Raw genomic sequence first — 25,629 nt, 5'->3', positions numbered from 1 at the left:
CAAGCCGGCGTGTCTGTGGAAGTGCTGGATGCACGCGATGCGCGCAGGGCGGGCTGCCACCTGCAACCGCGCGGAGTGCTCAGCCCATCGCGCGTGCGCCCTGCTGCTGTTGCTGGGTCTGCGTTTGTTGTTGTTCCAGCGCCACCGCCTGGCGCGCTGAATTTTCGGCCACCCGCTGGCTGCTCTGCTCCAACGGTGTGTTGATCGCGGTCATGGTTTCGACGCTGACGCGCAACTGCGCCGGATCATCGGCACGCCCCTGCACGGCGAAGGTCCGGGCAGCATCGGGACTCATTGCCACCGAATCGATACGCTGGCCGCCGGCGGCATGCATCTCCGAGGCGAGCGCGCCAGATAGCTGCGCGCTGTGCTGATCCGGCGTACGGCCAGCGCGCACGTCTTGCGCATGTACGCCGCGTTGGGCGTCCTGGAACAAGGGGTTACCCACGTGCCCAGGTTGATCGATGCGCAACGAGGTGTGATCGTTGCCATGCTCACGCGCATCGCGCTTGGCCGGCTCGCCTGGAGCGAGGGGGCCACGAACGGCGTCGACCACATCCTGCCCAAGGCCTGGTGCACCGCGCGTCAGGATGGTAGTACCGGTACGCAACCCGTTCACGTCGCTGCGGTATTCCTCAATCATCCGCGCGTTCTTTTCGGCAAGCGGACGTGCGTTGGGATCGGTGAGCGCGGAATGCTCTCCTAAAAAATTGCCCAGTTTGTGCGCACCCAACGATGCCGTAGCTGCCATCAGCGGCTCGTCGGGAATCAGGAAGTTGGCCTTGCTATTGCTATAACCGCTCGCGCTCAAGGCAAGCATTTCAGTGGGCTTGGCATAAATGCGCACCTGGCCAAAATGCGGTGATGCCGCACTGACCGGGTCGGAGGCCATGACGTGATTGACCACACTGTTGCCGCCTTCCGGGATGCGATAGCTCAGGCTGGCTGCACCATACGAATTGAAGGTTTCGCCCTTGAGGTCGTAATGGTGTGCGGAGATCTGTGCGAGTGCGCCGCCGAGGGAGTGACCGGTGACGGTGACTTGGGGTGTCCGCCCCTCTTCCTTGCCGATTTCCTTTGCATAATCCAAAGCATGTTTGGTCAATGCCAATGCATCAGCAGCCTGCGGATTGGTCCGCGAGGTGACCATGGTTGCATCGGTGAGAATGTCATTGGCTGCACCCTCGGTACCGCGGTGCGCAACCACGATCTCGCCAGTGCCCTGGCGTTGATAGATCGTGCCCTGGTAGCCATTCGCCTTGTTATTGACGTGTTCGAGAACAGCGTAGCGCTGCCCTTCGATCGTGACGATCTCTTCTTGCCCCGGCGCACGCCGGCCTACCGCACGGTCTTTATAAGAGTCTTCAGACAGACCGGCATATTGCGGAGACGGGATGGTCATGGCGCAACTTCCTTGGCGGCCAGCGTGATGGTGAAGAGCTTGTCGCGGATCTCTGGCTTGAACTCCTCGGCAGCGTGCTTGCCCATATCCGGGAAGTTGCTCATTTCAGAGCGCGGATAACGCTCGCTCCAGTAATACTCCGTAGACACCTGCTGCGCAGTCACCGTTTTGGCTTCGATAAACGACAGGAAGCGCGTCTCTTCTTCCGCACCAGTCGCCTTCAGCATCACGCTCGCGCCACTGAATTCCCAATGACAGACGCCGCGACCGTAATAGTCTTCGTCCTGCATCAGGTCTAGATAGACGGTGCCGCGATACTCGGTATCGGACACCTTCTTCAGCGCGAAGTCTTCCTGGCTGGTGATGCGGCCGGCGGTGCCGGTCTCCGGCTGGATCTTGCCGCACTCGGCTTCGTTGCTGACGTCGTACTGCGCCGCGCCCTGCACCAGGCCGAACGCGCCAGGCGCGTTCTTCAGGATGAGCGTGACCTCGAACGCCTTGCGCGGACTGGGGTTCAGCTTGGCAAGGCCGCGGCCGCCCGCCTCGACGTTGGCTTCTGCAGCGGCCTCGGTAGCGGGGGATTGGGTCTGGGTCATGCTGGTCTCCGGGGCGCTACAGGCCGTAAGCAATAGGGCCAGCAGGCTTGGGGTCAGAATCTGGCGCAAGGCCGGCCTCCGTGGCAGTTGGGCAGCCAATCTAGTCCGCCTGCGCTCGGGGGGCAATCGCGGCGGCGTGAGGATGAGGCCGCTGCCGGAGATTGTGGGTAGGCGCAAAGCTGCCATGATCGAGCACAGCCATCGCCAGGGAGTGCGCGCCATCGTTATCCGCCCACCAGCGCCCATGCCGTCCGCACCGGCCGCCCCGCGCGTGCATTGGCGCAATAGCTTGCGGATGCGGGTGATGCTGGCGGCCACCGGCGTGCTGGTGGCGTTGCTGGCGGTGCTGGGCACGCTGTTCTACCTGGGCGCACGCGCCGAGCTGGTGGAGGCCGCGCGCAACGAGGTGGACGGGTTGACCGAGCAGACCGCGCGCAGCCTGGCGGCGATGCTGGATTCGGTACAGGTGAGCGGGCGCACGTTGGCGGCCAGCAGCGGCGCGGTGGGGTTGCAGCCGTTCAACCTGCGCGCGTTGTTGCTGGCCACGCTCAGTGGCGACCCGGATATCGGCGCGGCGCGGCTGATCATCGAACCGCGAACGCAAAAAGCGCGCGATACCGGCTTTGTCTGGTACGTGCATCGCGATGGCACGCGCACCGTTGAAAAATCGGTGACCGAGCTGGGCTACGACTATCGCGCGATGCCGTGGTATCTGCGCACGCAGCGCGAAGGCCGTGCGTGGTGGTCCGAGCCGTACCTCAACAGCAATGGCGGCAGTGCGCTGTACACCAGCTACAACCTGCCGCTGCGGCGCCCGGGCGATGCATCCGATGCGGCGCCCGTGGGCATGGTGAGCGTGGACCTGCCGTTGCAGCATCTGCGCGAGATCATCGACCAATTACCGCGCGACATCGGTATCCAGCCGATGCTGTTGTCGCCCGAAGGCATGCTGGTATTCAGCCCCGACCCGGCGCTCAATCTGCATCACACGCTGGACGCTTATGTGGCGCGTTCGCGGCCGGATCTGCGGCCATTGCAGCGGGCACTTGCGGCCGGCCAGCCGATCTCGTTTTCGCACACGGCGCCGGATGGCGAACGCTTCCTGACCCATAGTGCGGCAGTTGGGCACAGCGGCTGGACATTCGTGCTGTCCGCCTCGGAAGACTACGTGTTGGCTGGCCTGAATTGGCTGGCGGCCTGGGTGGCAGCGGCCGCGTTGCTGGGTGCGGGCGTGTGGTGGTGGTTGATGGGGCGGATCACGCGCAAGTTGACGCGGCCGATCGAGGAATTGACCGACACCGCCGAGCATTTCCGACGTGGCGAATTCGAGTATCCATTGCGGCATATCGAGCGCGATGACGAGGTGGGAGTGATGGCGCGCGCGTTCGACAGCGCACGCGATGCGATCCGTCACCATATCGCCGAGATTGGCGAGATGACCGCCGCACGCGAACGCATGCAGAGCGAGCTGCAGATTGCGCGCGAGATCCAGCAGGCGATGCTGCCGTCCGGACGCACCTTCGACCGTGCAAGTTCGCACCTGGAAGCCTGCGCCTGGCTGGAGCCGGCCAAGGCGGTGGGCGGCGACTTCTACCACTTCGTCGAAACCGAACCGGGGCTGCTGTGGTTTGTGGTCGGCGATGTATCGGACAAGGGCGTGCCGGCGGCGTTGTTCATGGCGCGCGCGGTGAGCGTGCTGGAAATCGCCGCACGCCGGTACACGCGCCCGGACGGCATCCTGATTGCCGCCTCCACGCGGCTGGCCGAGAACAACGACACCTGCATGTTCGCCACCGTACTGTGCGGCTTGATCAATGTGGTGAGCGGCGATTACTGGCTGGCCAGCGCCGGGCACGAGCCGCCGCTGTTGATCGACATCGATGGCAAGACGCATGCGTTGCCGCTGGAAACCGGCCCGCCGCTGGGGATCGAACCGCAGACCTCGTTTCCGGTACTGCAGGGCCGTATGACCGCGGGGCAGACCTTGTTGGGGTATACCGACGGGGTGATCGAGGCGATGGATGAGCACGGCGCCAGCTATGGGCTGGAGCGGCTGCTGGCCACGCTGCACCCGCGCCGCAGTGCGGCGGCGCAGTGCAAGGCGGTGATTGCCAATATCGCCCGCTTCACCGGCAACGCCGATCCGTACGACGACATCACCCTGCTGGCGATCCGGCTGCGCCAGGAGCATGCTGGACGGGTCGCAGAGACCGGCCGGGGCGTCCCCGGGGAGGCAACCAGCCCATGAAGTTCGATCTGGCCATTGCACCGTCGCTGGCCCAGTTGGCCGGCGCCAACGACGCGCTGGAAGACTCGCTCACCCGTGAAGGCCTGCACGCCGAGCGCATCGGCCAGATCCGGCTGATCGTGGAAGAGCTGGGCTGCAATGCGCTCACCCACGGGCAGTGCGCCGAACAGCCGCTGCGGCTGCAGCTGCAACTAGACCAGCAGGCCCTGGTGCTGGAAATGCACGACCCCGGCACCGCGTTCGACCCGTGCGCTGCGCCAATGCCCGATGTGACAAGCGAGCTCGACGATCGCCAGATCGGCGGTTTAGGCTTGTTTCTGGTGCATCAGTTCGCCGATCACATCGACTACCGCCGCGATGGTGCATACAACATCGTGCGCGTCACCCTGCTCCACCCGTACGCCCCTGTCCCCGAGGCTTTGTCATGACCACGCTCGCCATCCAGATCGACCCACCGCAAGACACCCGCCAACGCGTCATCCTGACCGGGCGGCTGGACACACACACTTACCAGGACCTGGACGCGGCACTGTCGCCGTTGCTGGGCACCCGCATCACCACGCTGGTGCTGGACTTGTCCGCGCTGGAATACATTTCCAGCGCCGGCATCCGCTGCATCTTCAAGGCGCGCAAGGCGCTGGCCGCGCACCACGGCAAGGTGCTGGTGACCAACCCGCAGCCGCAGATCCGCAAGGTCTTCGACATGGTCAAGGCAGTGCCGCTGAGCGATGTGTTCGCGTCCACCGAAGAACTGGACGCCTACCTGGCCGCCATGCAGCGCAAGGTCATCGAACAAAGCGCGCAGAGCGATGCACCCATCGTGTCGCATTTCGCCGAAGCGTAAGCCGCATCGCCTGCGCGCACACGTGGGGACGTGTGCGCGTGTGGCATGTGCGCGGGCTTGGTTAGGCTATGACGCCCCATTCGCAGCGTCGCAATGCCTGCACTGATCATTTTCGATTTCGACGGCACCCTGGCCGATTCGTTCGGCTTCTTCCTGAGCACACAGCGCGCATTGGCTGCGCGACATGGCTTCCGCGCGGCAGAAGCGCATGAGGTGGACGCCGCGCGCCGGCTGACCACGCGCGAACTGCTCAAACAATCGGGATTGCCTGCCTGGCGGGTGCCGCTGGTGGCGGCCGACTTCATCCGGCTGATGCGCGGCGCGCCACCGGCTGCCTTGTTCCCCGGCATTGCACAGACTGTAAGCGCGCTGCATGCAGGTGGTACGCGCCTGGCGGTGGTGTCGTCCAACGCAGTGGACAACGTACAACGCGCCCTGGGCGAGGAACTGAGCGCCAAATTCGCCGTCATCGAAGGCGGCGCGCATCTGCTGGGCAAGCAACGCGCCCTGCGCCGCGTCTTGCGCGCAACCGCACACACGCCAGCGCAGGCTGTCTACGTGGGCGACCAGGTCGCCGACTGGGAAGCGGCGCAGGTGCTCGGCCTGCCGTTTGCCGCCGTCGCCTGGGGCTACGCCCACCCGGACGTGTTTGCCGGGCTGGCCGGAACCTCGCTGATCGAACGGGTGGACGATTTACTGGCGTTGGGGATGCGTTAGCGACGGCCAAGCGCAGCAGCCTTCGTGAACCTTCTCCCACAGAGGGAGACGTAACACCTGCTTGCGCTGAGCGGCGATCGGCACACTGGCACCTTCTTCCCCGGCCCAGCTCTGGGCGCTCGCTGATGTTGGTGTTTGCCGTGGTGAGCAGGCGCTGTTGTTCTTGCTGTTGTTCTTGCTGTTGTTCTTGCTGTTGTTCTTGCTGTTGTTCTTGCTGTTGTTCTTGCTGTTGTTCTTGCTGTTGTTCTTGCTGTTGTTCTTGCTGTTGTTCTTGCTGTTGTTCTTGCTGTTGTTCTTGCTGTTGTTCTTGCTGTTGTTCTTGCTGTTGTTCTTGCTGTTGTTCTTGCTGTTGTTCTTGCTGTTGTTCTTGCTGTTGTTCTTGCTGTTGTTCTTGCTGTTGTTCTTGCTGTCGCTTCACCCAAGTCGCCTTAAAGCAAGCCGAGCACCGCAGTCATGCGTGGCCGAAGAGGCGCCCTTGTTTGAGCGAAGCGAGTTTGGGCGCCGTGCCGCGCATGACGAGGAGCGCAGGGGACCGGCACGGCCGTATCGCGCCGGATTGCGTCAGGCGACAGCGGTTTTGGTGACTTTTGCCAAGACAAAAGTCACCCGCGCCCGAAGGGCGTGGAAGCTTTTGGCTTGGCTGTGGCTTGAGCGCTGACGCTTGAAAGCTGTGCTTCAAATTCCTGCATGGTCTACAGGTGCACCTGTTGGAGATCACCGGCAACCGTACCCTCATCCGCCCTTCGGGCACCTTCTCCCGGAGGGAGAAGGAAAAGCACTCAGCAAGCTTGGGCGCCGCACTGCGCGTGGCACGGAGGAAACATTGAACACTGCAACGTGCGCCGCATGACTGCGGGAAAACACGCGCGAACGCCTATACCCCACCCGAGCTCGGCAACGGTGCCGGCACATTCAACATCCCGCCCGCCGCCACGTAGGCCGCCAGCGCCTGGCCCTGGCTCAACAGATGCCCGTGCATGGTCCGCTCCGCACCTTCTGCATCGCCGCGCCGCACGCAGTCCATCAACTGCCGGTGCTCGGCCAGCGACTGCGCCATGCGTCCCGGCGTCAACAACTGCCGGCCGCGGTGCATCTTCAAGATGCGATGCAAATCGTGGGTCACCCGGATCAACCACGGATTGCCTGCGTAATGCTGCACCGTCTCGTGGATCAGGTAATTGTTGCGGTAATACTCGGCCAGATCGCCGGAGGCGGCAGACGCTTCCATCGCCGCATGCAGCTCTTCCAGCCGCTGCACGCCGGCCGCATCCAGACGCTTGACCGCGTCATGCGCGCAGCGGCCTTCAAGCATCGCCATCACCGGGAACAGCTGATTGAGATCTTCCAGCGTCAGCCGCGTGACCCGGCTGCCGCGGCCTGCATCCAGTTGCACCAGGCCTTCGGCCGCAAGCAGCTTGAGACTTTCGCGCAGCGGCGTGCGGCTGATGCCGAGTTCCTCGGCCAACGCCGGCTCGTCGATCCATTCGCCAGGCGGCAGCGCGTAGTCGTAGATTTTCTGGCGCAGGCGCTCGGCCACTTCCTCGTACAGCGGTACGCGCTTCTTGGCAGTGCGCGAATCAGGGGCGAGGGTCATGGTGGGCAGGTCGTCGGCAGTGGATCGGGGGCGCCCATTCTACGGGCGCGCCCGCCGACCCTGCCCACCAGCGGCATCGTCACAGCCAACCCGGCACCACGAACAGCAGCCATGCCGCCAGCGGCCCCAACAGCACCACCAGCCCGCTGTAGACCAGAAAACGGCGGAACAGCCCATCGCGCTCTTCCTTGGCCGCCGAGGCCACCACCAACGCGCCATTGGTGGAAAACGGGCTGACATCTACAATGGTGGACGACACTGCCAACGCGCAGATCACTCCGGCCGCACCCAGCTGGCCCTGCATCAGGAACGGCACCGCCAGCGGAATGGTGGCGCCCAGCACGGCTGCAGACGATGCGAACGCAGACACGATGCCGCCCACGTAGCACACCAGCAACGCGCCCAGTAACGGCATGCCGATATGCGACACGCCGGTGCCGATGTAGTCCACCGCGCCGGCTTTTTCCAGCACCGCGACATAAGTGACCACACCGCTGATCAGCAGCACCGTGGACCAGCTGATGCCATCCACCGCGCCCTTTTGTGCATTGGGCGAGATCAACGCCAGCGCCACGGCGACGGTGATCGAAACCAGGCCGACGTTGAGGTTGTAGACCAACGCTGCAACGCCCAGCCCCAACAGGCCGACAAGCGTGATCACGCGATCGCGGGTGATCGACACGGCCTCCAGCGCCAGCGGGTCGGTGGACAAGGTGCCGCCGCCGGCTGCCACCAGTGCGCCATGGCCTTCGATGGAGAAGCGTCGCTGCGATGCTTGATCGCCGCTGACCGGCACGTACTGCGCATCGGCCAGCGACACCTCCTGCCGACGCATCAGCTTGAGCCCGCCGAAGGCGCAGAAGCAGATGATCGCCATCATCAGGTTGAAGCCCAGGCTGGTGAGAAACACCGCCATCTCGGTGACATCCAGTCCGGCCTTTTCCACCACTTTGTTGGTGATGCCCCCATACACGCTGATCGGCGAAAACCCGCCGCCCTGCGCACCATGGATGACCAGCAAGCCCATCATCAGCGGGTTGATGCGGTATTGCTTGGCAAAGCGCAACGCCACCGGCCCGATGATGGCCACCGCCGCAGGTCCCAGCGCACCGAAGGCGGTGAGCAGGCCGGTGATGACGAACATCACCCACGGGATGGCCACGATGTGCCCGCGTACCGCACGTACTGCCCAATGCACCAGCAGATCGATGGTGCCGTTTTTCTGCGCGATGGCGAACAGATAGGTGATGCCGACCAGGGTCAGGAACAGGTCGCCGGGGAAGCCGGCCAGCACCTCCTTGCCGTCCAGCCCCACCCACACGCCACCGACGATGAACGCCAGCGCGAAAGCCACCGCGCCCATGTTGATGGGCAATGCGGTGGCGACGATGAACATGATCACCAAGCCAAGAATCGTTGCAATTTGCGGGGTCATGCGCCCTCCCAGACACCTGATACGCGTACAGCACGGATGGCCACCCGCCATCCAAGGGTCACGCCGTGTACGACACCTGCCTGATGGTCATGCCGCGCGTTCGCATGCGGCGTTGACCCACTCCACCACCCCTTGGGTGCTGTGGAAATCGTCGACCGACCGCGCTTCGCAGCCCGGTACGATTTCGCGCGCCATGCGCGCCAATGCGCTGCCGGGGCCGAGTTCGAGAAACACACGCGCACCGCGTTCGGCGGCCTGCACCAGCACGTCGTGCCAGCGCACGGTCTGCGCGATCTGTGCAGCCAGGCTGTCGATCACCTGCGTCGGCGTGGCGACAGCACGTGCGTCGATGCCGGCAAGCACGCGCAGCGTGGGTGCGCGAATGGCCACCTTGTTCAACGCGACGGCGAAGGCATCGGCGGCCGCGCGCAGCGACGGCGTGTGCGCAGGCACGCTGACCGGCAGCATGGTGACGCGTGCGCCGCGCGATTGCGCGTCATCGCCAAGCAGCTGCAATGCCGTGCGCGGCCCACCAAGCACGGCATGGTCGTCGCCGTTGATGATGGCCACTGCTGCACCATGCGTGTTGCAGAGGGATTCCAGCGTGGGCAGTGGCAGGCCGATCACCGCCATCAACCCGGCATCCTCGGGGCTGGCCGCATCCATCGCGCGTGCACGGGTCGCCGCAAGTTGTAGGCAGGTCTGGATATCGATGCTGCCGGCAACAGCGTGCGCGGCCAGCTCGCCGACGCTATAACCGAGCACCAGCAGCGGCGTCGGCAGATGCTCGCGCAGCACCTGCCATTGCGCCAAGGTGCCTGCGCAGACAAGCGGCTGGGCGACGGCATTGGCGTAGCGGCCAGCGTCTGCGGTGAGGGTTTGCGGAGCGGCGCCAAGCACCTGGCCGGCAGCCGCGAGCACCGCTGCCGCAGCGGGCGCATCGGCAAGGCGGGCGAACATCTCGGCGTGCTGGCCGCCTTGACCTGGGCAGAGGATGGTCAGGGTCATGGCGTTGGCCGCGTGCATGCGCTGGCGCGACTGCTGCAGGAACTGCATGTCTGCGCGCTATGGGCAACGTTTCCTGGTGCAGCATTCAATACCGCTGCTGTGCGAAGTGAGGCACAGATGCGTTGCGTGTGCGCGCAACCTGCTTCTGCAGCCACAGTGACACTGGGTGCGCGGCTGCTCACAACGTCTCCTGGCGATGCAGGAACCACGCGCAGGCCAGCAGGTCCGCGCTACCACCGGGGCTGAGCCGACGCGCCACGAATTGTTTGCCGATCAACGATAGCCGATCGCGCCAGTAGGGTTGCGCAATACCGCCGTCATCGAGAAAGCGCCGCGCCTGCGCTTTGGCATAGGCCAGACCGTCTGCGCCGCCACGATGTAGCAGATTGAGATCGTCGACATGCGCGACCAGTTGCATCAAGGTCTGCGCGAGCGCTGCATCCTGCGTGGCGCCAGTGCCCAACGCGGCGCGCAGGCTCGGCAGCGCGATCTCGCGCAGTAGCGGGTAGCCGGCTGCGGCCTGCTCGCGAACGCCAGCCACCTTGTACTGCGCGCGCATGCGCTGGCCATTGCTGCGTGGGTCCAGCGGCGCAGCGCGCAACGCCGCGCCCCACACCTGCACACCGTTGCAGACCGCATCGGCAGATGGCCGCTGGCCATGCGCGGCGCGCAAGCGTGCGGCCTGTGCGGTGAGCAGGCCAAGGCTGAAGATCGCACCCCGGTGGGTGTTGATGCCGCCGGTGGCGCGCAGCATGGCCGCCTCGGCCGCGATGCCCAGGTCGCGCAGCCGTGCAAAGGGGGCGTTGTCGCTGCCGGCCTGTGCGATGGCAATAAAGTAACCGCGCAATGCGAACAGACTGCGCAAGAACGTGGAGGCATCCATGTCGCTGTGGCTACCGCTGTCGAACGGCGTCACCAGCCCGGGCTTTGGCGCGCAGGCCAACTCCGCATGCAGCGCGCCGACGGCGAGCCGGCCGAGCCGGTGCGCAACGTCGCGCGGCACTGCGCGCACGTCCACATGCTGCAGGTGTTGGACCTGCGCGTTCATGCCGCGCTCCTTAACTGAAACAACGCAGCGTGCGGCAACAAGCAGCAGCCCTTGCCGGATTTCACCAGCACCTGCTGCGCGTCACTGGCGTACTCGCGCCAGTTCACCGCGATGTCGTTGGGGAATAGCAACTCGCCATCGGCACGCATGCCGTGGCGTTGTTCCCAGCGCTGCAACAAGGCAACCACTACTTGCGCCTGCTCGGACGTATCGATGGACCACAGCAGATCCAGATCCGATTGCGCGTGCACATAGGTCAAGCCCGTCAACGCTTGCCACGCGAAGCTGCCGAACACGCGCGGATGCAGTGCATCAGCCTGCGCGTGCGCGCGCAATGCCTGCAACGCGGGCTGCAACTCGCCGGGTGCGTGCGCGATGACGGCGTCCAACGACAGGGGCTCACTGCAGCGTGCGATTTCCACAACGTTGGCACGCAATGCCAGACGCTGCTTGCCTTCGCCGGGCGGCAGCGGCACGCCCAGGCGCAAGCTTCCCGGCGCCTCGCTGCCGTCGCCACGTGCCACCACTGCCGGCAAGCCTGCGGCAAACCACTGCTGCAAACGCGAGTGGGCACCTGGCGTGTGCGCCTGCCAGTGCGCATCGTCGCGTAACCACACCAGGGCGTGGCGGCCGGCCATCCTCAGGCCTCGCCCGCTGCCACGGCGGCGGCAACCTCGCGCGCCAGCGTGCGGCCGCCGCGTTGCGCGCCCAGTGCGCGACGCTGATCGCCATCGACGGGCGCAGCCAATGCATCGAGCAGCGCCTGCGCCAGATCGCCGTCCCACAGCGATTCCACCGCGCCCATGCGCACATAGTTCTCCACGCCCGGCGCGAACACTGGCGAACTTTTGCTGAGCGCCTGCAAGGTATCCACCGATTGCTTGGTGACACGAGCCATGGCACGCAGATCCATCACGCGCACCTGCGCATCCGGCAACGCATGGATGCGGTCGGCCATCAAACCGAACGACAGAAATCCGCCGCTCACCGCTTCGCCATACACCAGCGTGACCAGTCGCGCGCCGCGCCTGCGTGCCAGATCCAGCGCACGCGCCAGATGCGCGAAGTAGCCATTGATGCCGAGCAATTCATCGCGACGTGCCAGACGTTGCCCGGCGGTGTCGGCCAGCATCACGATCGGCCGCTGCGGATGCGCGCGGGTGCTGGCCAGCACGGTGGCGGCCAGCGCCAACGCGTGGTCCACGCCCACTTCAAGCTTGTTGGCGGTGCCGATCACCGTGACCTCGCCCACTGCGGTGGTCGCACTGCCGGTGAGCACATCGTCATTGCGCGCGATGGCGTGGCCGAGCGGAAACAGCTGGTCGAGCAATTGGCTCAGTTCCATGGCGTGCTCCGATCTGCAGTGGCCGCGAGGAAGGCGTCGGTGTCCAGCAGCGGGAGCCGCTGCGGATCGGCGATGCCTTGACGCGCCCAGATGTCCAGGCCGTCGCGGCAATCGCCATAAGCATCGATGCGCGCAGACAGTTGATGATGCGCGCGCTCCAAGGCCCGCAAGGCAGCATCGCCTTCGGGTTCGACAAGTGCGTCTAGCGTGCTGGCCGCTGCATCGGCAAACGCCGCGATGCGGTCGGCCACCAAGGTCTGCGCGTCGCCCAGCAGATAGCGGTGTTTGCCACCGGTCACGCGCCAGACCAGGGCGCGGTCGCGGGCGTCGAACTCTTCCACCCCGCGCACGGTTTCGATCACGTCCGGGCCGGACAACGACAAGCGGCCTTCTTCGGACATGATCACGGCGCTGCAGCAGCGCGCCACAATGCCCATACCGCCGAATGCGCCATTACCGCTACCGATCAACGCCAGTACCGGCACGCCGGCCGCGCGCGTATCCAGCGTGGCACGCATGACTTCGGAAATGGCGATCAGGCCGGCATTGGCTTCGTGCAAGCGCACGCCGCCGGTGTCGAGCAATAACAGCACTGCCGCCGGATGCGTGGCTGCCGCGCGCTCGAGCAAGCCGGTGAGCTTGGCGCCGTGCACCTCACCCACGCCGCCGCCCATAAAGGCGCCCTGCTGACCGGCGATCAACACGCTGCGGCCACGCAAGCTGCCCTCGCCGACAACGATGCCGTCGTCGAAGGCGCCCGGCACGTCGAGCTGCGCCAGATGCGGGCTGACCAGGCGGCGACGCGGGCCGACGAATTCGCGAAAGCTGCCGGCGTCCAGCAGCCCGTCGATACGCTCGCGGGCATCGGCTTCGTAATAGCTGCGCTCGGCCATGGGAATGGTGGTGCTCATACGCGCCTCCAGATTGCATTTGTAGGAGCGCACCTGGGCGCGACTGCGGCGTTATCGGGCAAGCCCGTCGCGCCCGGGTGCGCTCCTACGGACGTACCTGTGTCTCTGATATGGCAGCTCATGCCGCATCTCCTTGCAGAACATCGATCGCCTGTTCCAGACGCAGACTCACCAATGCCGGCGTTGCGCCAACATCTACGCGCCTCCGAATGTGTGCTGTAGGAGCGCACCTGGGCGCGACCGCGGCGTTACCGGGAACGCCCGTCGCGCCCGGGTGCGCTCCTACGGAGATGTCTGTGTCTCTGACATGGCAGCTCATGCCACATCTCCTTGCAGGACATCGACCGCCTGTTCCAGACGCAGACTCACCACTGCCGGCGTTGCGCCAACATCGTTGATGCTGATGCGCACATCGCGCAGCGGGTGGCGCGCGGCGAAGTCGCCTAGCACCGCCTGCCAGATCGTGCCGAAGCCGCGGGCCGCGGTGAGGATCTCGATTTCCATCGCGCCGCCGAGCGGCACGCGCTCGACCAGCACTTCCAGGTTGCCGGAGGCGACCACGCCGACCAGCGCATGCTCCAGACCGGTGCGCGCACCGTGCTGGCCGTCAAAGCGATATCGCAGGGTTTCCATGCTGAGCCCTTACCAATTGCGGAAACGTTTCGGCGGGTCGTACAACCCACCGGACCAGCGCACCAGATCCTTGACCGTGCGCGCGGCGAGCAGATCGCGCGTGGCATCGCGCGGACGGATGCCCAGATCTTCCGGCCGCTTGATCACGCCGCGATCGCGCAGGTTTTCCACCATGCGTTTGTCACGTCCGAGACCCACGGCGGTGTAACCGGACACGCCACGAATCGCCTGCTCGCGCTCTTCCGGCGTGCGGCACAACAACAAATTGGCGATGCCTTCTTCGGTCAGCACATGGCTGACGTCATCGCCGTAAATCATCACTGGCGGCAGCGGCATGTTGGCGCGCTCGGCCAGCTCCCAGGCATCAAGCTTGTCGACGAACGCCGGCGCCATGTGCTCGCGGAAGGTTTCCACCATCTGCACCACCAGCTTGCGACCGCGCGGCATCTCGCCCGGTCGTGCGGCCTCGCGCCCGGCCTTGAGCCAGGCAGCGCTGGCATGGCGACGGCCGCGCGCATCCGAGCCCATGTTGGGCGCGCCACCAAACCCGGCGATGCGGTCGCGCGTGGCAGTGGAGCTATTGCCCTGCAGATCAATCTGCAGGGTGGAGCCGATGAACATGTCGCAGGCGTATAAACCGGCGGTCTGCGAGAGCGCGCGGTTGGACCGCATGCTGCCGTCAGCGCCGGTAAAGAACACATCAGGGCGCGCGGCGATATAGTTTTCCATGCCCAGCTCGGAGCCGAACGAATGCACCGACTGCACAAAGCCCGATTCGATCGCCGGGATCAGCGCCGGATGCGGATTCAGCGCCCAATGCCGGCAGATCTTGCCTTTCAAGCCCAGCGATTCGGCGTAGGTGGGCAACAGCAATTCGATAGCGGCGGTGTCGAAGCCGATACCGTGATTGAGCCGGTCCACACCGTACTCGGCGTAGATGCCCTTGATCGCCATCATCGCCATCAGCACCTGGATCTCGGAGATCAACGCCGGGTCGCGGGTAAATAAGGGTTCGATGTAGTTGGGCTTGGGTGCTTCGGTGACGAAGTCGACCCAATCGGCCGGAATATCCACGCGCGGCAAGGTGTCGAGGATTTCGTTGACCTGCGCGATCACGATGCCGCCCTTGAACGCGGTGGCCTCCACAATCACCGGCGTATCTTCGGTGTTGGGTCCGGTGTAGAGATTGCCGTGGCGGTCAGCGGCCTGCGCGGTGATCAACGCGATGCGCGGGGTGAGGTCGATGAAATAGCGGCCGAACAATTCCAGATAGGTGTGGATGGCGCCGATCTCGATGCGGCCTTCGCTCACCAATCCAGCCAGACGCGCGGCCTGCGGGCCGGAGAACGAAAAATCCAGACGTTTGGCGATGCCGCGCTCGAACACATCCAGGTGCGAGGCCAGCGACAGCACCGACTGCACCATGTGCAGGTCGTGCACGCGCGCGGGGTCCACCTCGGTGAGGCAGCGCGCCAGGAAATCGGCCTGCTTCTGGTTGTTGCCCTCCAGGCACACGCGGTCGCCGGGCTCGATCACCGCCTCCAGCAGCGCCACCACATCGTTGGCGGCCACCACGCGGCCCTGCGGCGCCAGCGCGGCGGCACGCTGCAAGCGCCTGCGCCGGCCTTCGGCCTGGGTGTCCCACTGTCGACTCATCGCATTGCCTCACCGGGCCGAGCCCGTAATGTCGAAGTAATTACATCGTAATTATGAAAAGAGGTGCTGTCTAGACGCGTTGCAGCATCGGTGGATGAGGAGACGACGAACGGTCAGCAATGCGACAGCTAAGTGCTTGCGGCCGACCACACTTCGATATATCGTTTCTGCATGCTTCGATATATCGAATGAAGCCAAAAGCCCGCCACCATGCGGTCTTGGCCGATCTGGATGCCGCCGACGGCAACGTCTCCGGGCGCGGCAGTGCGCGCATCCGGCCGCTAGGGCATGGCGATCTGCGCCTGCTGCTGCTGGCCTTGATCGAACAGCATCCACGCCACGGTTACGAGTTGATGCGGCAGATCACCGCGCTGTTCAAAGGCCTGTACACGCCCAGCGCCGGCGCGATCTACCCGGCGCTGGCGCAGCTGGAAACCGATGGCTGGGTGCAGACCGATCTGGAACAGGGCCGCAAGCAGTATCGGATCACCGACGCCGGCCGCAGCTACGCCGCCGATCAACGCGACGCCCTGGATGCCGCACTGGCGCGCACCCATCGCCGCGCACGCGAGCTGATCAAGGCGCAGACACCGCCCCCCATCCGCGAGGCAATCCACCGCATCAAGCACGGCCTGTTTGCACGCCACGGGCAGTGGAGCGAAGCAGACATCGAACGGATTGCCGCACTGCTCAACGCCGCCGCCGACGGCATGGAGCAGGACGAGCACTGAGGGGTGTTGCAGCGTCGACGATAGCCGATAGCCGTTGGTGCGATGTTGCGATGTTGCGATGTTGCGATGTTGCGATGTTGCGATGTTGCGATGTTGCGATGTTGCGATGTTGCGATGTTGCGATGTTGCGACAGCGAGTCTGCTGGTCGGTTCTGTTGATAGGTCGTTCTGTTGAGTTGATTGGCTGTTGAGTTGATCGGACGTTCTGTTGAGTTGATTGGCTGCTCTGTTGATCGGAAGTTCCGTTGGGTGTTCGTTCCGTCGCCTGGTTTTGCGAGCTTTGCTAAATCCCCTCTCCCCTCGGGAGAGGGGTTGGGGTGAGGGTACGGCGCGAAGCCTCACGAACATTCCAACCACACAACATGTCGCTCAATCTCCTCCACCCACCACTACGCGTCACTTGCTCCACCTGCACGAAAAATCACCTCAAAGCAGGAAGAAAAAAAGCGGTGTCTTGGCAATCAACAAGTTTTAGAGCCGTAAAAACCAGCAACCAATCGTCAACTGGGTATGGACAGCGCACCCAGACCCAGAGCCTACGAGGACTGCATACCGCACCGAGTACCTGCGGTGCACGCCTGGCCCTAAGCGCAGTCGTCTTGTTAGCCACTCCTAACTATCCATCGTGTCACCGCCGTACCTGTTACCACCCCCACGCCGCGCCTCTGTGCGCGACACCATCAGGAATCGCATCCCCATGGCTGCACACACCAATACCCAACTTCGCCGCGACTCGCGCCTGCGCTCAGTGGAAGTGGTCCGTTGCGAGTCGATCACTCCGCAGATGCGCCGCATTGTTTTTGGCGGCAGCGAACTGGCCGGCTTTCAAAGCGAAGCGCCGGACGACCACGTCAAACTGTTTTTCCCCAATGCCGACGGCGCCTTCGTGCTGCCGACCATGACCCCGGAAGGACCGCGCTACGCCGAAGGCGCACTGCCCTCGCCCGGCCGCGATTACACCCCGCGTGCGTTCGATCCGCAGAACGGCGAGCTGAGTATCGATTTCGTGCTGCATGGTGACGGCGTGGCATCCAGTTGGGCCGCACAGGCGCAGCCCGGCGATGCGCTGAAGATCGGCGGCCCACGCGGCTCGTTTCTGGTGGCAGACGACTTCGACCATTACGTGCTGATCGGCGATGAAACCGCGCTGCCCGCGATCAGTCGCTGGCTGGAGTCGATGCCGGCCGACATGCAGGCAGAGGTCTTTATCGAAGTGGCCGATGCAGATGAGCGACAGGAGCTGATCAGCGCCGCCGATGTCGCTGTGTACTGGCTGGAGCGCAACGGCTTCGATGCGGCCAGCAGCACCTTGCTGGAAGACAGCCTGCGCGATTACGAGCCGCACGACGGCGACACGTTTTACTGGATCGGCGCCGAATCGATGCGCGCGCGGGCCATGCGTAAGTTTGTGGAAGAGCACATGGGCGTGGACAAGGAGTGGATCCGCGCGAAGGGGTACTGGAAGGCGGATCCGGCCGGGGAGTGAGGCATGTCGTGAGTGCGATCTATCTGGGTATCGCGAACCTGGATCACCCTCATGCGAATGCGCTAGTGCGATGAAGGTTTACTGATTTGGTTGCGCTTCGCAGGGCGGCCTATCGGTAGTGCGTTCGCGGCCGGGGCCGCTCCTACGGGTTGTCGTTCCCGGTGCGTGGCATTTGGCGATCACGACGTTGCGTCACGTTTGCAAGAATGCGCGCTTGTGCGATGAAGCCTTATCGACCTGGCGGTGCATCGCCCGCAGGCCTATCGGAAACGCGTTCGCGGCCGGGGCCGTTCCTACGGGTGCAGCTTTTAACGGCAACGAGCTTCAGCCGCACAAACAAAAGCCCGCCAATTGGCGGGCTTTTGCATTCCACAGATCGGTGTGATCGCTCACACCGGTCTGTATTTACCGCACTGCGCGAATTACTTCGCAGCAGCGTCGCCGGCCTTGGCCTGCAGGGCTTCGGTGGTGATGCGGATCTTGACCTCGTCGCTGACGTTCGGGGCGTACTGGCCCACGCCGAAGTCGCTGCGCTTGATCGTGGTGGTGGCGTCGAAACCGGCAGCCGCCACCTTCTTCATCGGGTGCTCGCCGGCACCGTTGAGGGTGACGTCCAGCACGACCGGCTTGGTCTGATCCTTGATGGTCAGGTCGCCGGTGACGGTCAGCTTGTTGGCGCCGGCCGATTCGACCTTGGTGCTCTTGAAGGTGGCGGTCGGGAACTTGGCCGCGTCGAAGAAGTCACCGCTCTTCAGGTGCTCGTCGAACTTGGCGGTGAAGCTGTTCAAGCCGGACAGCGGCAGGGTCACCTGCACGGTGGATTTGGTCACGTCGGCCGCGTCGTACACCAGGGTGCCGTCGACATTGCCGAAATGCGCGCTCGGGTTGGAGAAGCCGAAGTGGCTCCACTGCGCCAGCACGTCGGTGTGGCTCGGGTCCAGGGTGTAGGTACCCGAGGCCACTTCCACCGCAGGAGCGGTCGAGGCAGCCGGAGCCGGAGTGGCGGCAGCGGCATCGGCCGGCGCGGTGGCGGCGGGGGTTTCGGCGGCCGGTGCGGCGGCATTGTCGGCCGGCTTGGAGCAGGCGGCGATGGCCAGGGTCAGGGCGAGCGGCAGCAGCAGTTTGTGGGTGGTTTTCATTGGAACTCCATGTGATGAGAGACGCGTTGGATCAACGCGGATGGGACAGATGCAGACGGACGAGGACTGCAGGAAACTGTAAGCGGCAACCATATCTTGCACGCAGTGGTCAGGCGACGAAGAGCGGCCAACACACCGTAGCGAGCAGTCGTCCGTTGGGTGTGGACGGCGTACTCGGAACCGGAGTGTACCGAGTGGCACATCCCGCACCGAGCACCTGCCGCGCCCGTCTGGCGGTGAGCGCAGCGGTTTTGTTGACGACTCCAAGAACCGCAGGCTCGAAAGCGCAGTGGACATGTGGCATCCACCGTTTCCGAGCATCGGCCGCGCTCACTTGAGGGTGAGCGCAATCGCTTCATCGACGACACACAGCAATGCGGCAAAAACAAATAGCGATCGGCACCGGGTAGCACACATGACGACGGGCGATGATGCCGTCAGACACGCCGCAGCGTCGATGTCACAACGCATGCGTACACGGCGCTACTCAGTGATGCAGACCATCACTCGAAGCGCGCAGCTTCATCGAAGCTCAGGCGCGGCGAACGCGGGAACAACCCGGCCGGGTCGCCGTAGCCAAGATTGATCAGGAAGTTGGACTTGATCGGCGTGCCGGCGAAGAACGCCGCATCCACCTTAGCGTTGTCGAAGCCCGACATCGGGCCGGCATCCAGGCCCAGCGCGCGCGCAGCCAGAATCAGATAGGCGCCCTGCAGCGAGCCGTTGCGGAACGCCGATTCGGTGCGGCCTTCGCGCGGGCCGTCGAACCAGCTCTTGGCGTCGGCATGCGGGAACAGGTACGGCAGCTTTTCGTGGAAGTCTTCGTCGTGCGCCACGATCACCGTGACCGGCGCGGCCAGCGTCTTGGCGGCATTGCCTTCGGACAGCGCCGGCTTGAGCTTGGCCTTACCCTCGGCGCTGGTCACGAACACAAAGCGCGCCGGCGAGCTATTGGCAGCGGTGGGTCCCCACTTCACCAGCTCATAGAGCTCACGCAGCACGTCCTGGCTGACCGGCGTGTCGGCAAACGCATTTTGCGTGCGGGCGGTACGGAACAGCTGATCCAGTGCGGCGGCGTTGAGCGAGTCGGACATGAGCACTCCAGAAGAAGGGGTGGCGCGACGGTAAGCTGCGGCGTCGGCACCAGTGTGAAGACCCGCAGTGTAGAGTGGCGCGATTGCCGCCACACGCGTTCAATCTGAAACAAATCTATGTCGGATCTGAAACGATGGCGGTGACCTGGGCGCTGAGCGACGGCCGCGCCGGCAATGCGCGCCAGGCCGAAGCGCTGGCGCGGGCACTGCAACCTGAGGCCTTCCAGCCGATCCATCTGCACACGCAGCCGCCCTGGCGCTGGGCGGCGCCGCGTCTGCTACCCGGCGCACAACGCGCATTTGGCGCAGCGTTTGCCCAGCAACTGCAGCAGCCCCCTGCCCTGGCGATCGGCTGCGGCCGCCAGGCAGCGCTGGCTACCCGGCTGCTGCGCGCGCGCGGCAGCCGTAGCGTGCAGATCCTGGACCCGCGCCTGGATGCCCGTCACTGGGATCTGCTGATCGTGCCCGAGCACGACGCGCTGCGCGGCAGTAACGTGCTCACCCTGCTCGGCAGCCTGCATCCGGTGGACGATGCCTGGCTGGCGGCCGGGCGCGCCGCGTTCCCGGCACTGGGCCGCCTACCCGGCCCGCGGATGGCGCTGCTGGTCGGCGGACCCACCGCGCAGGTGCCATGGACAACGCAGGAGCTTACCGCGCTGTGCACGCCGCTGCGCGAGCAACTGCGCGCGGCCGGCGGCAGCCTGCTGGTCACCGTCTCACGACGCACCCCACCGGAGGCGCTCGCTCCGTTGCGTGCGATCTGCAGCGGCTTACCGCATCTGCTGTGGTGCGACGACCGCGACGGCCCCAACCCGTACGCCGGCCTGCTGGGCTGGGCCGATGCGATCGTGGCCAGCGCCGACTCGGTCAACCTGCTCTCCGAAGCCTGCGCCACGCGGGCACCGGTGATGGCGGCGTTTGCCGAACAGGCACAAGGCCGGGTTGCCACGTACGTGCGGGCACTGCAGTCGCATGGCCGTTTATGCGATGCAACGGATGTCTTCGCAACGCCGTCGCACCTTCAACCGCTGCGCGAAACCCAGCGCATCGCCGCGCTGGTGCGCGAGCGCCTGCACGTATGATGGTGCAGCCTTGGCTGTCACGGGGCAACCACACGGACGATCGACCCCATGCAACTCGAACACAAGCAGCGCAGGTGGCTTGCAACGGCGTCGTTGCTCATCGCCTTGACGTGCGCACTGCCCGCCATTGCCGCGCCGGTCTGCACCCCGCACTATCCAACCCCCGCCACGCTGGCGGCGATGTTCGACATGGCCAGATCCACCCAGCAGACGCTGGACGCAGTGGATGGTGCGCAGGTGGTTGTGCTGGCACGCGGCGGCCAGGATCTGAGCCGTTATGGGTTGAAACACAGCCATCTGGCCTTCGCACTCCGCGAGGACGACGGCACATGGCGGGTGAAGCACCTGCTCAATCACTGCAAGTCGGACAACTCCGCGCTGTATCACGAAGGTCTGAGCAACTTCATCGGCGAAACTGCCCTCAGTGCAGATCTGCGCGTCGGCGTGCTCGCACCGGCACTGCAGCGGCAGCTACGCACCTTGCTGCAGGATCCGGCCACGCTGGCGCATGTACTGCACGAGCCGCGCTACAGCATAATTGCCTACCCGTTCTCCACCGATTATCAGAACTCCAACCAATGGGTGCTCGAGGTGCTGGCGGCGGCAATGGCGGCAACCACGGCAGCAGATGCGACACCTGCGCCGGTGAGCGATCGACGCAGCGCGCAAGCCTGGCTCAAGCACAACGGTTACCAACCCACCCGCTTGCATCTCGATCTGAGCAAGCGCATTGGCGCACGTTTTTTTGTCGCCAATGCCGCGGTGACCGACCATCCTGCCAGCGAACGCATCTCCGGCAATTATTCGGTGATCACGGTCGAGTCGGTGTTCGATTTCCTGCAGCAACAACAGGTGCTGCAGCAGGACCAGTCCATTCCACATCGTGTCGCCACGCACGGAGCGTCTCCATGAACATCCCTTCTCGATTTACCTTCCTCGGGCTGTTGCTCGCCGTCTCGTTCGGTCAGCCGATGCCGGCCAACGCAGGCTTGACCACGATCACCCGCGGCGATGCCTCTGCGATGTCGGCGATTCTGGTGATCTCCGCACCGTATTTCGTGTCGTTGGCGCTGGGCCATAGTGCGATGGCAGGCTCGGAAGCACTCGATCACGCATCGAACAAGGCCTCCGCAGGGCCGTTGCCGCCGATGCGGGTCAAGTCGGTGGAGAAAACCACCGACGGCGGCTGCGAGGTGCAGTTGCAGGATCCAGAAAAAGCGGACAACACCGCCCTGCTGCGCTGGCCGGCGCGCGAGGACGACCCGGCTGCGGGCTTTCGCGTTGGCGAGACGGTGACCTTCCAGCCGAGCCCGGCCGGCGCCGGCTGGACGGTGCAGTCGCCACAAGGCCAGGCGCTGGCGTTCGTGCCGACCGCAGAATCCGCTGCGCAGAACAGCAGCAAGACCTGGTGATGCCGGCAAGCTGCTTGCAGACGCTGACGTCGGCCAGGATGGGGCGTTACTGACGCCTCCCGTCTGCGGATACGGCGCGGCGCGCGGCGCGCGCAGACACATCTTCCACCGTCTGCCGAACTACCTGCGCGAAGACGTGTTGATGGTCACCGATGCGTACGGCGTGCGCAGTTGCAGACCCGTAGCGCACGATGCCTGGCACGTGCGCAGTTGCCAGCGCTTCAATCGCGCGGCAGGTAGCAACGGTGTTTACGCCGATTTGCGATGTCTCGGTGGCGTGTGCGTGCGGGCACTGCTGGCACTGGTGGCGCGCCGCATGCGGTCAAACGACAGTGCTGCGGCACGGTGAATCGATCAGGCATCGCGGTCGCGCGAACGCAAGCGATTCATACGGCGTCACTCAAACGTGCTGGCTGCCATCCACTCATCAACACGCCATTTCAATCTGCAGCCGCCGCCGTGGATTCTACATGCGGCTCTGCGCACTGGTCCGCCTGCGTCAACGCGCGGATAATCCGCGTTGCTCTGTCACTGCCGCACTGCCATGTCCAGCACCTCGCCGACGCCGTACACCCCGCTCACTGCCCGCGCATTGGCGTGGGCGGTAGTGGCCAGTGGGCGCAGTGGTGCTGCTGTCTAACATCCTGGTGCAGTACCCGATCAACGACTGGCTGACCTGGGGTGCGTTCTCGTACCCATTGGCGTTTTTGGTCAGCAATCTGATCAATCGCCGCTTTGGCCCACGCGCGGCGCGCACGGTGGCCTGGTGCGGGTTCGCGCTGGCGGTGCTGTTGTCGATCTGGCTGGCGACGCCGCGCATTGCGGCGGCCTCGTGCACGGCCTTTATCGCGGCGCAGTTGCTGGATATCACCGTGTTCGACCGGCTGCGCAACGGCAGCTGGTGGCGCGCGCCGATCGTGGCCACCACCTGCAGCGCCACGCTGGATACCGCACTCTTCTGGAGCATCGCCTTTGCCGGTGCATCGCTGCCGTGGGTGAGCTGGGCCGCGGGCGATCTGGCGGTGAAGCTGGGCATGGGCGTGTTCTTGCTCGGGCCGTTCCGCGCGTTGCTCTGGCGCAGTGCGCCTCGGGCGAATAGCTGAATTACGGTTGCGCTCTCGCACCTTGCGCGCATACGCACCCGCGCTGAAAACGATTCGCCACCGCCACAGACACCCAGTCTGCGCATGTGTCAGCACACACCGCGTGCATGGCAGAAGGCGACCCACGTTGCCATGCGCACGCCACATCGCAGCACTCATGAAACGGCCACATGAAGGCATGCACGTGGCGGCAATGCTCTGGCGCATCGCTTGACCTACATTAGGTCACCGCAAGACGCACCACGGCGGCAGCAACGCCCACCTGCTGCAGCAGGTAGGCACGCAAAAATTGCAGTACACACACCAGCGGCGTGAGGCTGCATGCATCGCGGCGTAGCGCTCGCACACGGTGATGCAGCGCGGTCATCGGCGACATCGCAAAGGGCATTGCTGCAGCCATGCCACTGCCCGCACGGCGTCGCCCGTTGGCCGCACACGTCATCCCTTCATCCACCGGCAAACGCAACCACAGCAGCACATAGCTGCGGGCGGCGTGCACCTTTCATGAGAGCCACACCATGCAACTGCGCATCTTCCTTCTGGTGCTCTTGCTTGTTTCATTCCCAACGCTAGGAGCAGACATGTCCAACGATGCCGATAATTTCTACACCAGCGAGACGGTGACCATGCAAAAGGTCACCTTCAAGAATCAGTACCAGATGACCGTGGCCGGCAACCTGTTCGTCCCCAAGGGTCTGGACACCGGCAAGCGGCATCCGGCCATTGTGGTGGGGCATCCCATGGGCGCGACCAAGGAACAGAGCGCCAATCTCTATGCCACCAAACTTGCCGAACAGGGCTTTGTGACGCTGTCCCTGGACCTGTCGTTCTGGGGCGAAAGCGAAGGGCAACCGCGCAACGCGGTGTCGCCGGACATCTATGCCGAAGACTTCAGTGCGGCAGTGGATTTCTTGGAAACGCAGACGTTTGTCGATCGCGAGCAGATCGGTGCGCTGGGTATCTGCGGCAGTGGCAGCTTTGTGATCAGCGCGGCCAAGATCGACCCCCGCATGCACGCGATCGCCACGGTGAGCATGTACGACATGGGCGCGGCCAACCGCAACGGCCTGCGTCATGGGCTCAGCCTGGCGCAGCGCAAGCAGATCATCGCCGCGGCCGCCAAAGAGCGCTCGGTTGAATTCAGCGGCGGGCCGGTGGAATACACCGGCGGCACGGTCCTGGCGCTGACGCCGGAGTCCAACCCGATCGAACGCGAGTTCTACGATTTCTATCGGACACCGCGCGGACAGTACACGCCCAAGGGCCAGTCGCCCGAGCACACCACACGGCCGACGCCGACCAGCAACGTCAAGTTCATGAACTTCTATCCGTTCAACGACATCGAGACCATCTCGCCGCGGCCGATGCTGTTCATTACCGGCGAGAAGGCGCATTCGCGCGAGTTCAGCGAAGAGGCGTACCGTCTGGCTGGCCAGCCCAAGCGATTGGTGATCGTGCCGGACGCAGGACACGTGGACTTGTACGATCGCGTGGATCTGATTCCGTTCGACACGCTCACCGCGTTCTTCCGCAAGCACTTGCAGTAATCCACGAGGACAGCGCCGATGCCGATCCTTCGCCCCAGCGCCTGCGTGCGCACCCTGTTCCTGGGGTGCGTCTTCCTGGTCACCGCCTGCTCGGCTGCAACGCCGCCAGCAGCGGCCACCCCACATAAACCGGAGCGCACGATGCGTATCACCCTCACCATCGGCGATGACGTCGTCGAAGCGGAGCTGGTCGATCACTCGGCCACGCGCGACCTGCTCGCGCGGTTACCGATGACCGTGCCGTTCGAAGACTTCCATGGCAGCGAAAAGATCAGCTACCTGCCGTCCAAGCTCGACCTGAGCGCGGTTGGCCCTGCCGGCCCGGCACAGGTAGGCGACCTGATGTATTACGTGCCATGGGGCAACCTGGCGGTGTTCTACAGCGGCTACACGCCATCGCGCGATCTGGTGCGGCTGGGGCGGATCGTGTCCAACCCGCAAGCGCTGACACGCTCGGCCAGCTTCACCGCGACCATCGCACGTGCGGTGCCCGCGGCTGCGGCACCGCCGCCGCACTGAGGCGGGCGATCACAACACGCATCAGTGCGCCGCACATGGCGTGCTGCCGCTGCTGCAGGCCTTGCCAGACCCGCTTGCC

At 64.7% G+C, this 25,629-nt stretch carries 26 protein-coding genes, 1 other RNA gene and 2 pseudogenes; 13 read left to right on the top strand and 16 right to left on the bottom strand.

The features are described from left to right. Nucleotides 1-79: 79 nt before the first annotated feature. Entirely contained in the window at nucleotides 80-1,402 is a 1,323-nt protein-coding gene (locus ACZZ0O_RS09070; protein ID WP_463590590.1) for an XVIPCD domain-containing protein, read from the bottom strand. Then, nucleotides 1,399-1,998 carry a hypothetical protein gene (locus tag ACZZ0O_RS09065; protein ID WP_463590589.1) on the bottom strand — a complete coding sequence of 200 codons (600 nt, stop codon included), beginning with the start codon at nucleotides 1,996-1,998 and terminating at the stop codon, nucleotides 1,399-1,401. Before ACZZ0O_RS09065 ends, ACZZ0O_RS09070 begins: the two co-directional genes overlap by 4 nt. Nucleotides 1,999-2,242: 244 nt before the next feature. Here ACZZ0O_RS09065 and ACZZ0O_RS09060 point away from each other — a divergent pair, with 244 nt between their 5' ends. From ACZZ0O_RS09060 to ACZZ0O_RS09040, 5 genes are all read left to right on the top strand, one after another. Beyond that, entirely contained in the window at nucleotides 2,243-4,246 is a 2,004-nt protein-coding gene (locus ACZZ0O_RS09060) for a SpoIIE family protein phosphatase (RefSeq protein WP_463590588.1), read from the top strand. Then, nucleotides 4,243-4,674 (top strand): ATP-binding protein, encoded by a 432-nt coding sequence (locus ACZZ0O_RS09055; protein ID WP_055853031.1) that lies wholly within the window; start codon nucleotides 4,243-4,245, stop codon nucleotides 4,672-4,674. The genes ACZZ0O_RS09060 and ACZZ0O_RS09055 overlap by 4 nt, the downstream gene beginning before the upstream one ends. Continuing rightward, nucleotides 4,671-5,090, top strand: coding sequence for an STAS domain-containing protein (locus ACZZ0O_RS09050; protein WP_055853034.1), 420 nt, complete (start codon nucleotides 4,671-4,673; stop codon nucleotides 5,088-5,090). Before ACZZ0O_RS09055 ends, ACZZ0O_RS09050 begins: the two co-directional genes overlap by 4 nt. Before the next feature lie 93 nt (nucleotides 5,091-5,183). Beyond that, on the top strand, nucleotides 5,184-5,807 hold the full coding sequence (locus tag ACZZ0O_RS09045; protein ID WP_115552828.1) for an HAD hydrolase-like protein: 624 nt from the start codon (nucleotides 5,184-5,186) through the stop codon (nucleotides 5,805-5,807). Between the two features lie 157 nt (nucleotides 5,808-5,964). Next, complete coding sequence (locus ACZZ0O_RS09040; protein WP_463590587.1) at nucleotides 5,965-6,465, top strand: hypothetical protein; 501 nt, start codon at nucleotides 5,965-5,967, stop codon at nucleotides 6,463-6,465. A gap of 216 nt (nucleotides 6,466-6,681) precedes the next feature. Here ACZZ0O_RS09040 and ACZZ0O_RS09035 read toward each other — a convergent pair whose 3' ends face one another. The 10 genes and pseudogenes from ACZZ0O_RS09035 to mdcA all read right to left on the bottom strand — a co-directional run bounded on the left by ACZZ0O_RS09035 (nucleotide 6,682) and on the right by mdcA (nucleotide 15,437). Further along, nucleotides 6,682-7,401 carry a GntR family transcriptional regulator gene (locus tag ACZZ0O_RS09035; protein WP_115552827.1) on the bottom strand — a complete coding sequence of 240 codons (720 nt, stop codon included), beginning with the start codon at nucleotides 7,399-7,401 and terminating at the stop codon, nucleotides 6,682-6,684. A gap of 79 nt (nucleotides 7,402-7,480) precedes the next feature. Beyond that, nucleotides 7,481-8,836, bottom strand: a complete 1,356-nt coding sequence (locus ACZZ0O_RS09030) for an SLC13 family permease (RefSeq protein WP_104614424.1) — start codon at nucleotides 8,834-8,836, stop codon at nucleotides 7,481-7,483. 87 nt (nucleotides 8,837-8,923) lie between these two features. Next, entirely contained in the window at nucleotides 8,924-9,844 is a 921-nt protein-coding gene (gene mdcH, locus ACZZ0O_RS09025) for a malonate decarboxylase subunit epsilon (RefSeq protein ID WP_463592425.1), read from the bottom strand. Between the two features lie 178 nt (nucleotides 9,845-10,022). Then, nucleotides 10,023-10,892, bottom strand: coding sequence for a triphosphoribosyl-dephospho-CoA synthase MdcB (gene mdcB / locus ACZZ0O_RS09020; protein ID WP_463590586.1), 870 nt, complete (start codon nucleotides 10,890-10,892; stop codon nucleotides 10,023-10,025). Then, the gene (gene mdcG, locus ACZZ0O_RS09015; protein ID WP_463590585.1) at nucleotides 10,889-11,530 is read right to left on the bottom strand and encodes a malonate decarboxylase holo-[acyl-carrier-protein] synthase; all 642 of its coding nucleotides are present in this window, start codon (nucleotides 11,528-11,530) and stop codon (nucleotides 10,889-10,891) included. Before mdcG ends, mdcB begins: the two co-directional genes overlap by 4 nt. Before the next feature lie 2 nt (nucleotides 11,531-11,532). Continuing rightward, nucleotides 11,533-12,237, bottom strand: coding sequence for a biotin-independent malonate decarboxylase subunit gamma (mdcE, locus tag ACZZ0O_RS09010; protein ID WP_463590584.1), 705 nt, complete (start codon nucleotides 12,235-12,237; stop codon nucleotides 11,533-11,535). After that, entirely contained in the window at nucleotides 12,228-13,130 is a 903-nt protein-coding gene (locus ACZZ0O_RS09005) for a biotin-independent malonate decarboxylase subunit beta (RefSeq protein ID WP_463592424.1), read from the bottom strand. The genes mdcE and ACZZ0O_RS09005 overlap by 10 nt, the downstream gene beginning before the upstream one ends. 136 nt (nucleotides 13,131-13,266) lie before the next feature. After that, nucleotides 13,267-13,344 (bottom strand): annotated as a pseudogene (locus tag ACZZ0O_RS09000) (malonate decarboxylase acyl carrier protein); the annotation flags it as partial. A gap of 119 nt (nucleotides 13,345-13,463) precedes the next feature. Beyond that, entirely contained in the window at nucleotides 13,464-13,781 is a 318-nt protein-coding gene (mdcC, locus tag ACZZ0O_RS08995) for a malonate decarboxylase acyl carrier protein (RefSeq protein ID WP_463590583.1), read from the bottom strand. 9 nt (nucleotides 13,782-13,790) lie between these two features. Next, nucleotides 13,791-15,437 carry a malonate decarboxylase subunit alpha gene (gene mdcA / locus ACZZ0O_RS08990; protein ID WP_115512692.1) on the bottom strand — a complete coding sequence of 549 codons (1,647 nt, stop codon included), beginning with the start codon at nucleotides 15,435-15,437 and terminating at the stop codon, nucleotides 13,791-13,793. A 188-nt stretch (nucleotides 15,438-15,625) separates the two neighbouring features. On the opposite strand from mdcA, the gene ACZZ0O_RS08985 reads away from it, so the two are divergent. Next, a complete protein-coding gene (locus ACZZ0O_RS08985) occupies nucleotides 15,626-16,168 on the top strand; it encodes a PadR family transcriptional regulator (RefSeq protein WP_463590582.1) in 543 nt (180 codons plus the stop codon). 697 nt (nucleotides 16,169-16,865) lie between these two features. Beyond that, nucleotides 16,866-17,654, top strand: coding sequence for a siderophore-interacting protein (locus tag ACZZ0O_RS08980; protein ID WP_463590581.1), 789 nt, complete (start codon nucleotides 16,866-16,868; stop codon nucleotides 17,652-17,654). Between the two features lie 422 nt (nucleotides 17,655-18,076). On the opposite strand, the gene ACZZ0O_RS08975 is transcribed toward ACZZ0O_RS08980, so the two are convergent. The 3 genes from ACZZ0O_RS08975 to ACZZ0O_RS08965 all read right to left on the bottom strand — a co-directional run bounded on the left by ACZZ0O_RS08975 (nucleotide 18,077) and on the right by ACZZ0O_RS08965 (nucleotide 19,887). Beyond that, entirely contained in the window at nucleotides 18,077-18,793 is a 717-nt protein-coding gene (locus ACZZ0O_RS08975) for a YceI family protein (RefSeq protein WP_082473606.1), read from the bottom strand. A gap of 125 nt (nucleotides 18,794-18,918) precedes the next feature. Next, a non-coding RNA gene (locus ACZZ0O_RS08970) (sX9 sRNA) lies at nucleotides 18,919-18,996 on the bottom strand. A 300-nt stretch (nucleotides 18,997-19,296) separates the two neighbouring features. After that, complete coding sequence (locus ACZZ0O_RS08965; RefSeq protein WP_039424579.1) at nucleotides 19,297-19,887, bottom strand: malonic semialdehyde reductase; 591 nt, start codon at nucleotides 19,885-19,887, stop codon at nucleotides 19,297-19,299. 134 nt (nucleotides 19,888-20,021) lie between these two features. On the opposite strand from ACZZ0O_RS08965, the gene ACZZ0O_RS08960 reads away from it, so the two are divergent. From ACZZ0O_RS08960 to ACZZ0O_RS08945, 4 genes and pseudogenes are all read left to right on the top strand, one after another. Continuing rightward, on the top strand, nucleotides 20,022-20,969 hold the full coding sequence (locus ACZZ0O_RS08960; protein ID WP_463590580.1) for a mitochondrial fission ELM1 family protein: 948 nt from the start codon (nucleotides 20,022-20,024) through the stop codon (nucleotides 20,967-20,969). Between the two features lie 48 nt (nucleotides 20,970-21,017). Further along, nucleotides 21,018-21,881 carry a DUF2145 domain-containing protein gene (locus ACZZ0O_RS08955; RefSeq protein ID WP_463590579.1) on the top strand — a complete coding sequence of 288 codons (864 nt, stop codon included), beginning with the start codon at nucleotides 21,018-21,020 and terminating at the stop codon, nucleotides 21,879-21,881. Then, on the top strand, nucleotides 21,878-22,381 hold the full coding sequence (locus ACZZ0O_RS08950) for a hypothetical protein (RefSeq protein WP_463590578.1): 504 nt from the start codon (nucleotides 21,878-21,880) through the stop codon (nucleotides 22,379-22,381). The genes ACZZ0O_RS08955 and ACZZ0O_RS08950 overlap by 4 nt, the downstream gene beginning before the upstream one ends. 544 nt (nucleotides 22,382-22,925) lie before the next feature. Further along, nucleotides 22,926-23,484, top strand: a pseudogene (locus tag ACZZ0O_RS08945) (VUT family protein). A 220-nt stretch (nucleotides 23,485-23,704) separates the two neighbouring features. Here the strand turns inward: ACZZ0O_RS08945 and ACZZ0O_RS08940 are convergent. Continuing rightward, on the bottom strand, nucleotides 23,705-23,983 hold the full coding sequence (locus ACZZ0O_RS08940; protein WP_463590577.1) for a hypothetical protein: 279 nt from the start codon (nucleotides 23,981-23,983) through the stop codon (nucleotides 23,705-23,707). A gap of 82 nt (nucleotides 23,984-24,065) precedes the next feature. Here ACZZ0O_RS08940 and ACZZ0O_RS08935 point away from each other — a divergent pair, with 82 nt between their 5' ends. Then, nucleotides 24,066-25,031, top strand: coding sequence for an alpha/beta hydrolase (locus ACZZ0O_RS08935; protein ID WP_463590576.1), 966 nt, complete (start codon nucleotides 24,066-24,068; stop codon nucleotides 25,029-25,031). A gap of 18 nt (nucleotides 25,032-25,049) precedes the next feature. Continuing rightward, nucleotides 25,050-25,550: a cyclophilin-like fold protein gene (locus tag ACZZ0O_RS08930; RefSeq protein ID WP_463590575.1), complete on the top strand. Its 501-nt coding sequence runs from the start codon at nucleotides 25,050-25,052 to the stop codon at nucleotides 25,548-25,550. Nucleotides 25,551-25,629: the final 79 nt, after the last annotated feature.

The organism is Xanthomonas sp. AC360 (genome assembly GCF_979258225.1).
This window is presented reverse-complemented; position numbering and strand designations above follow the sequence as displayed.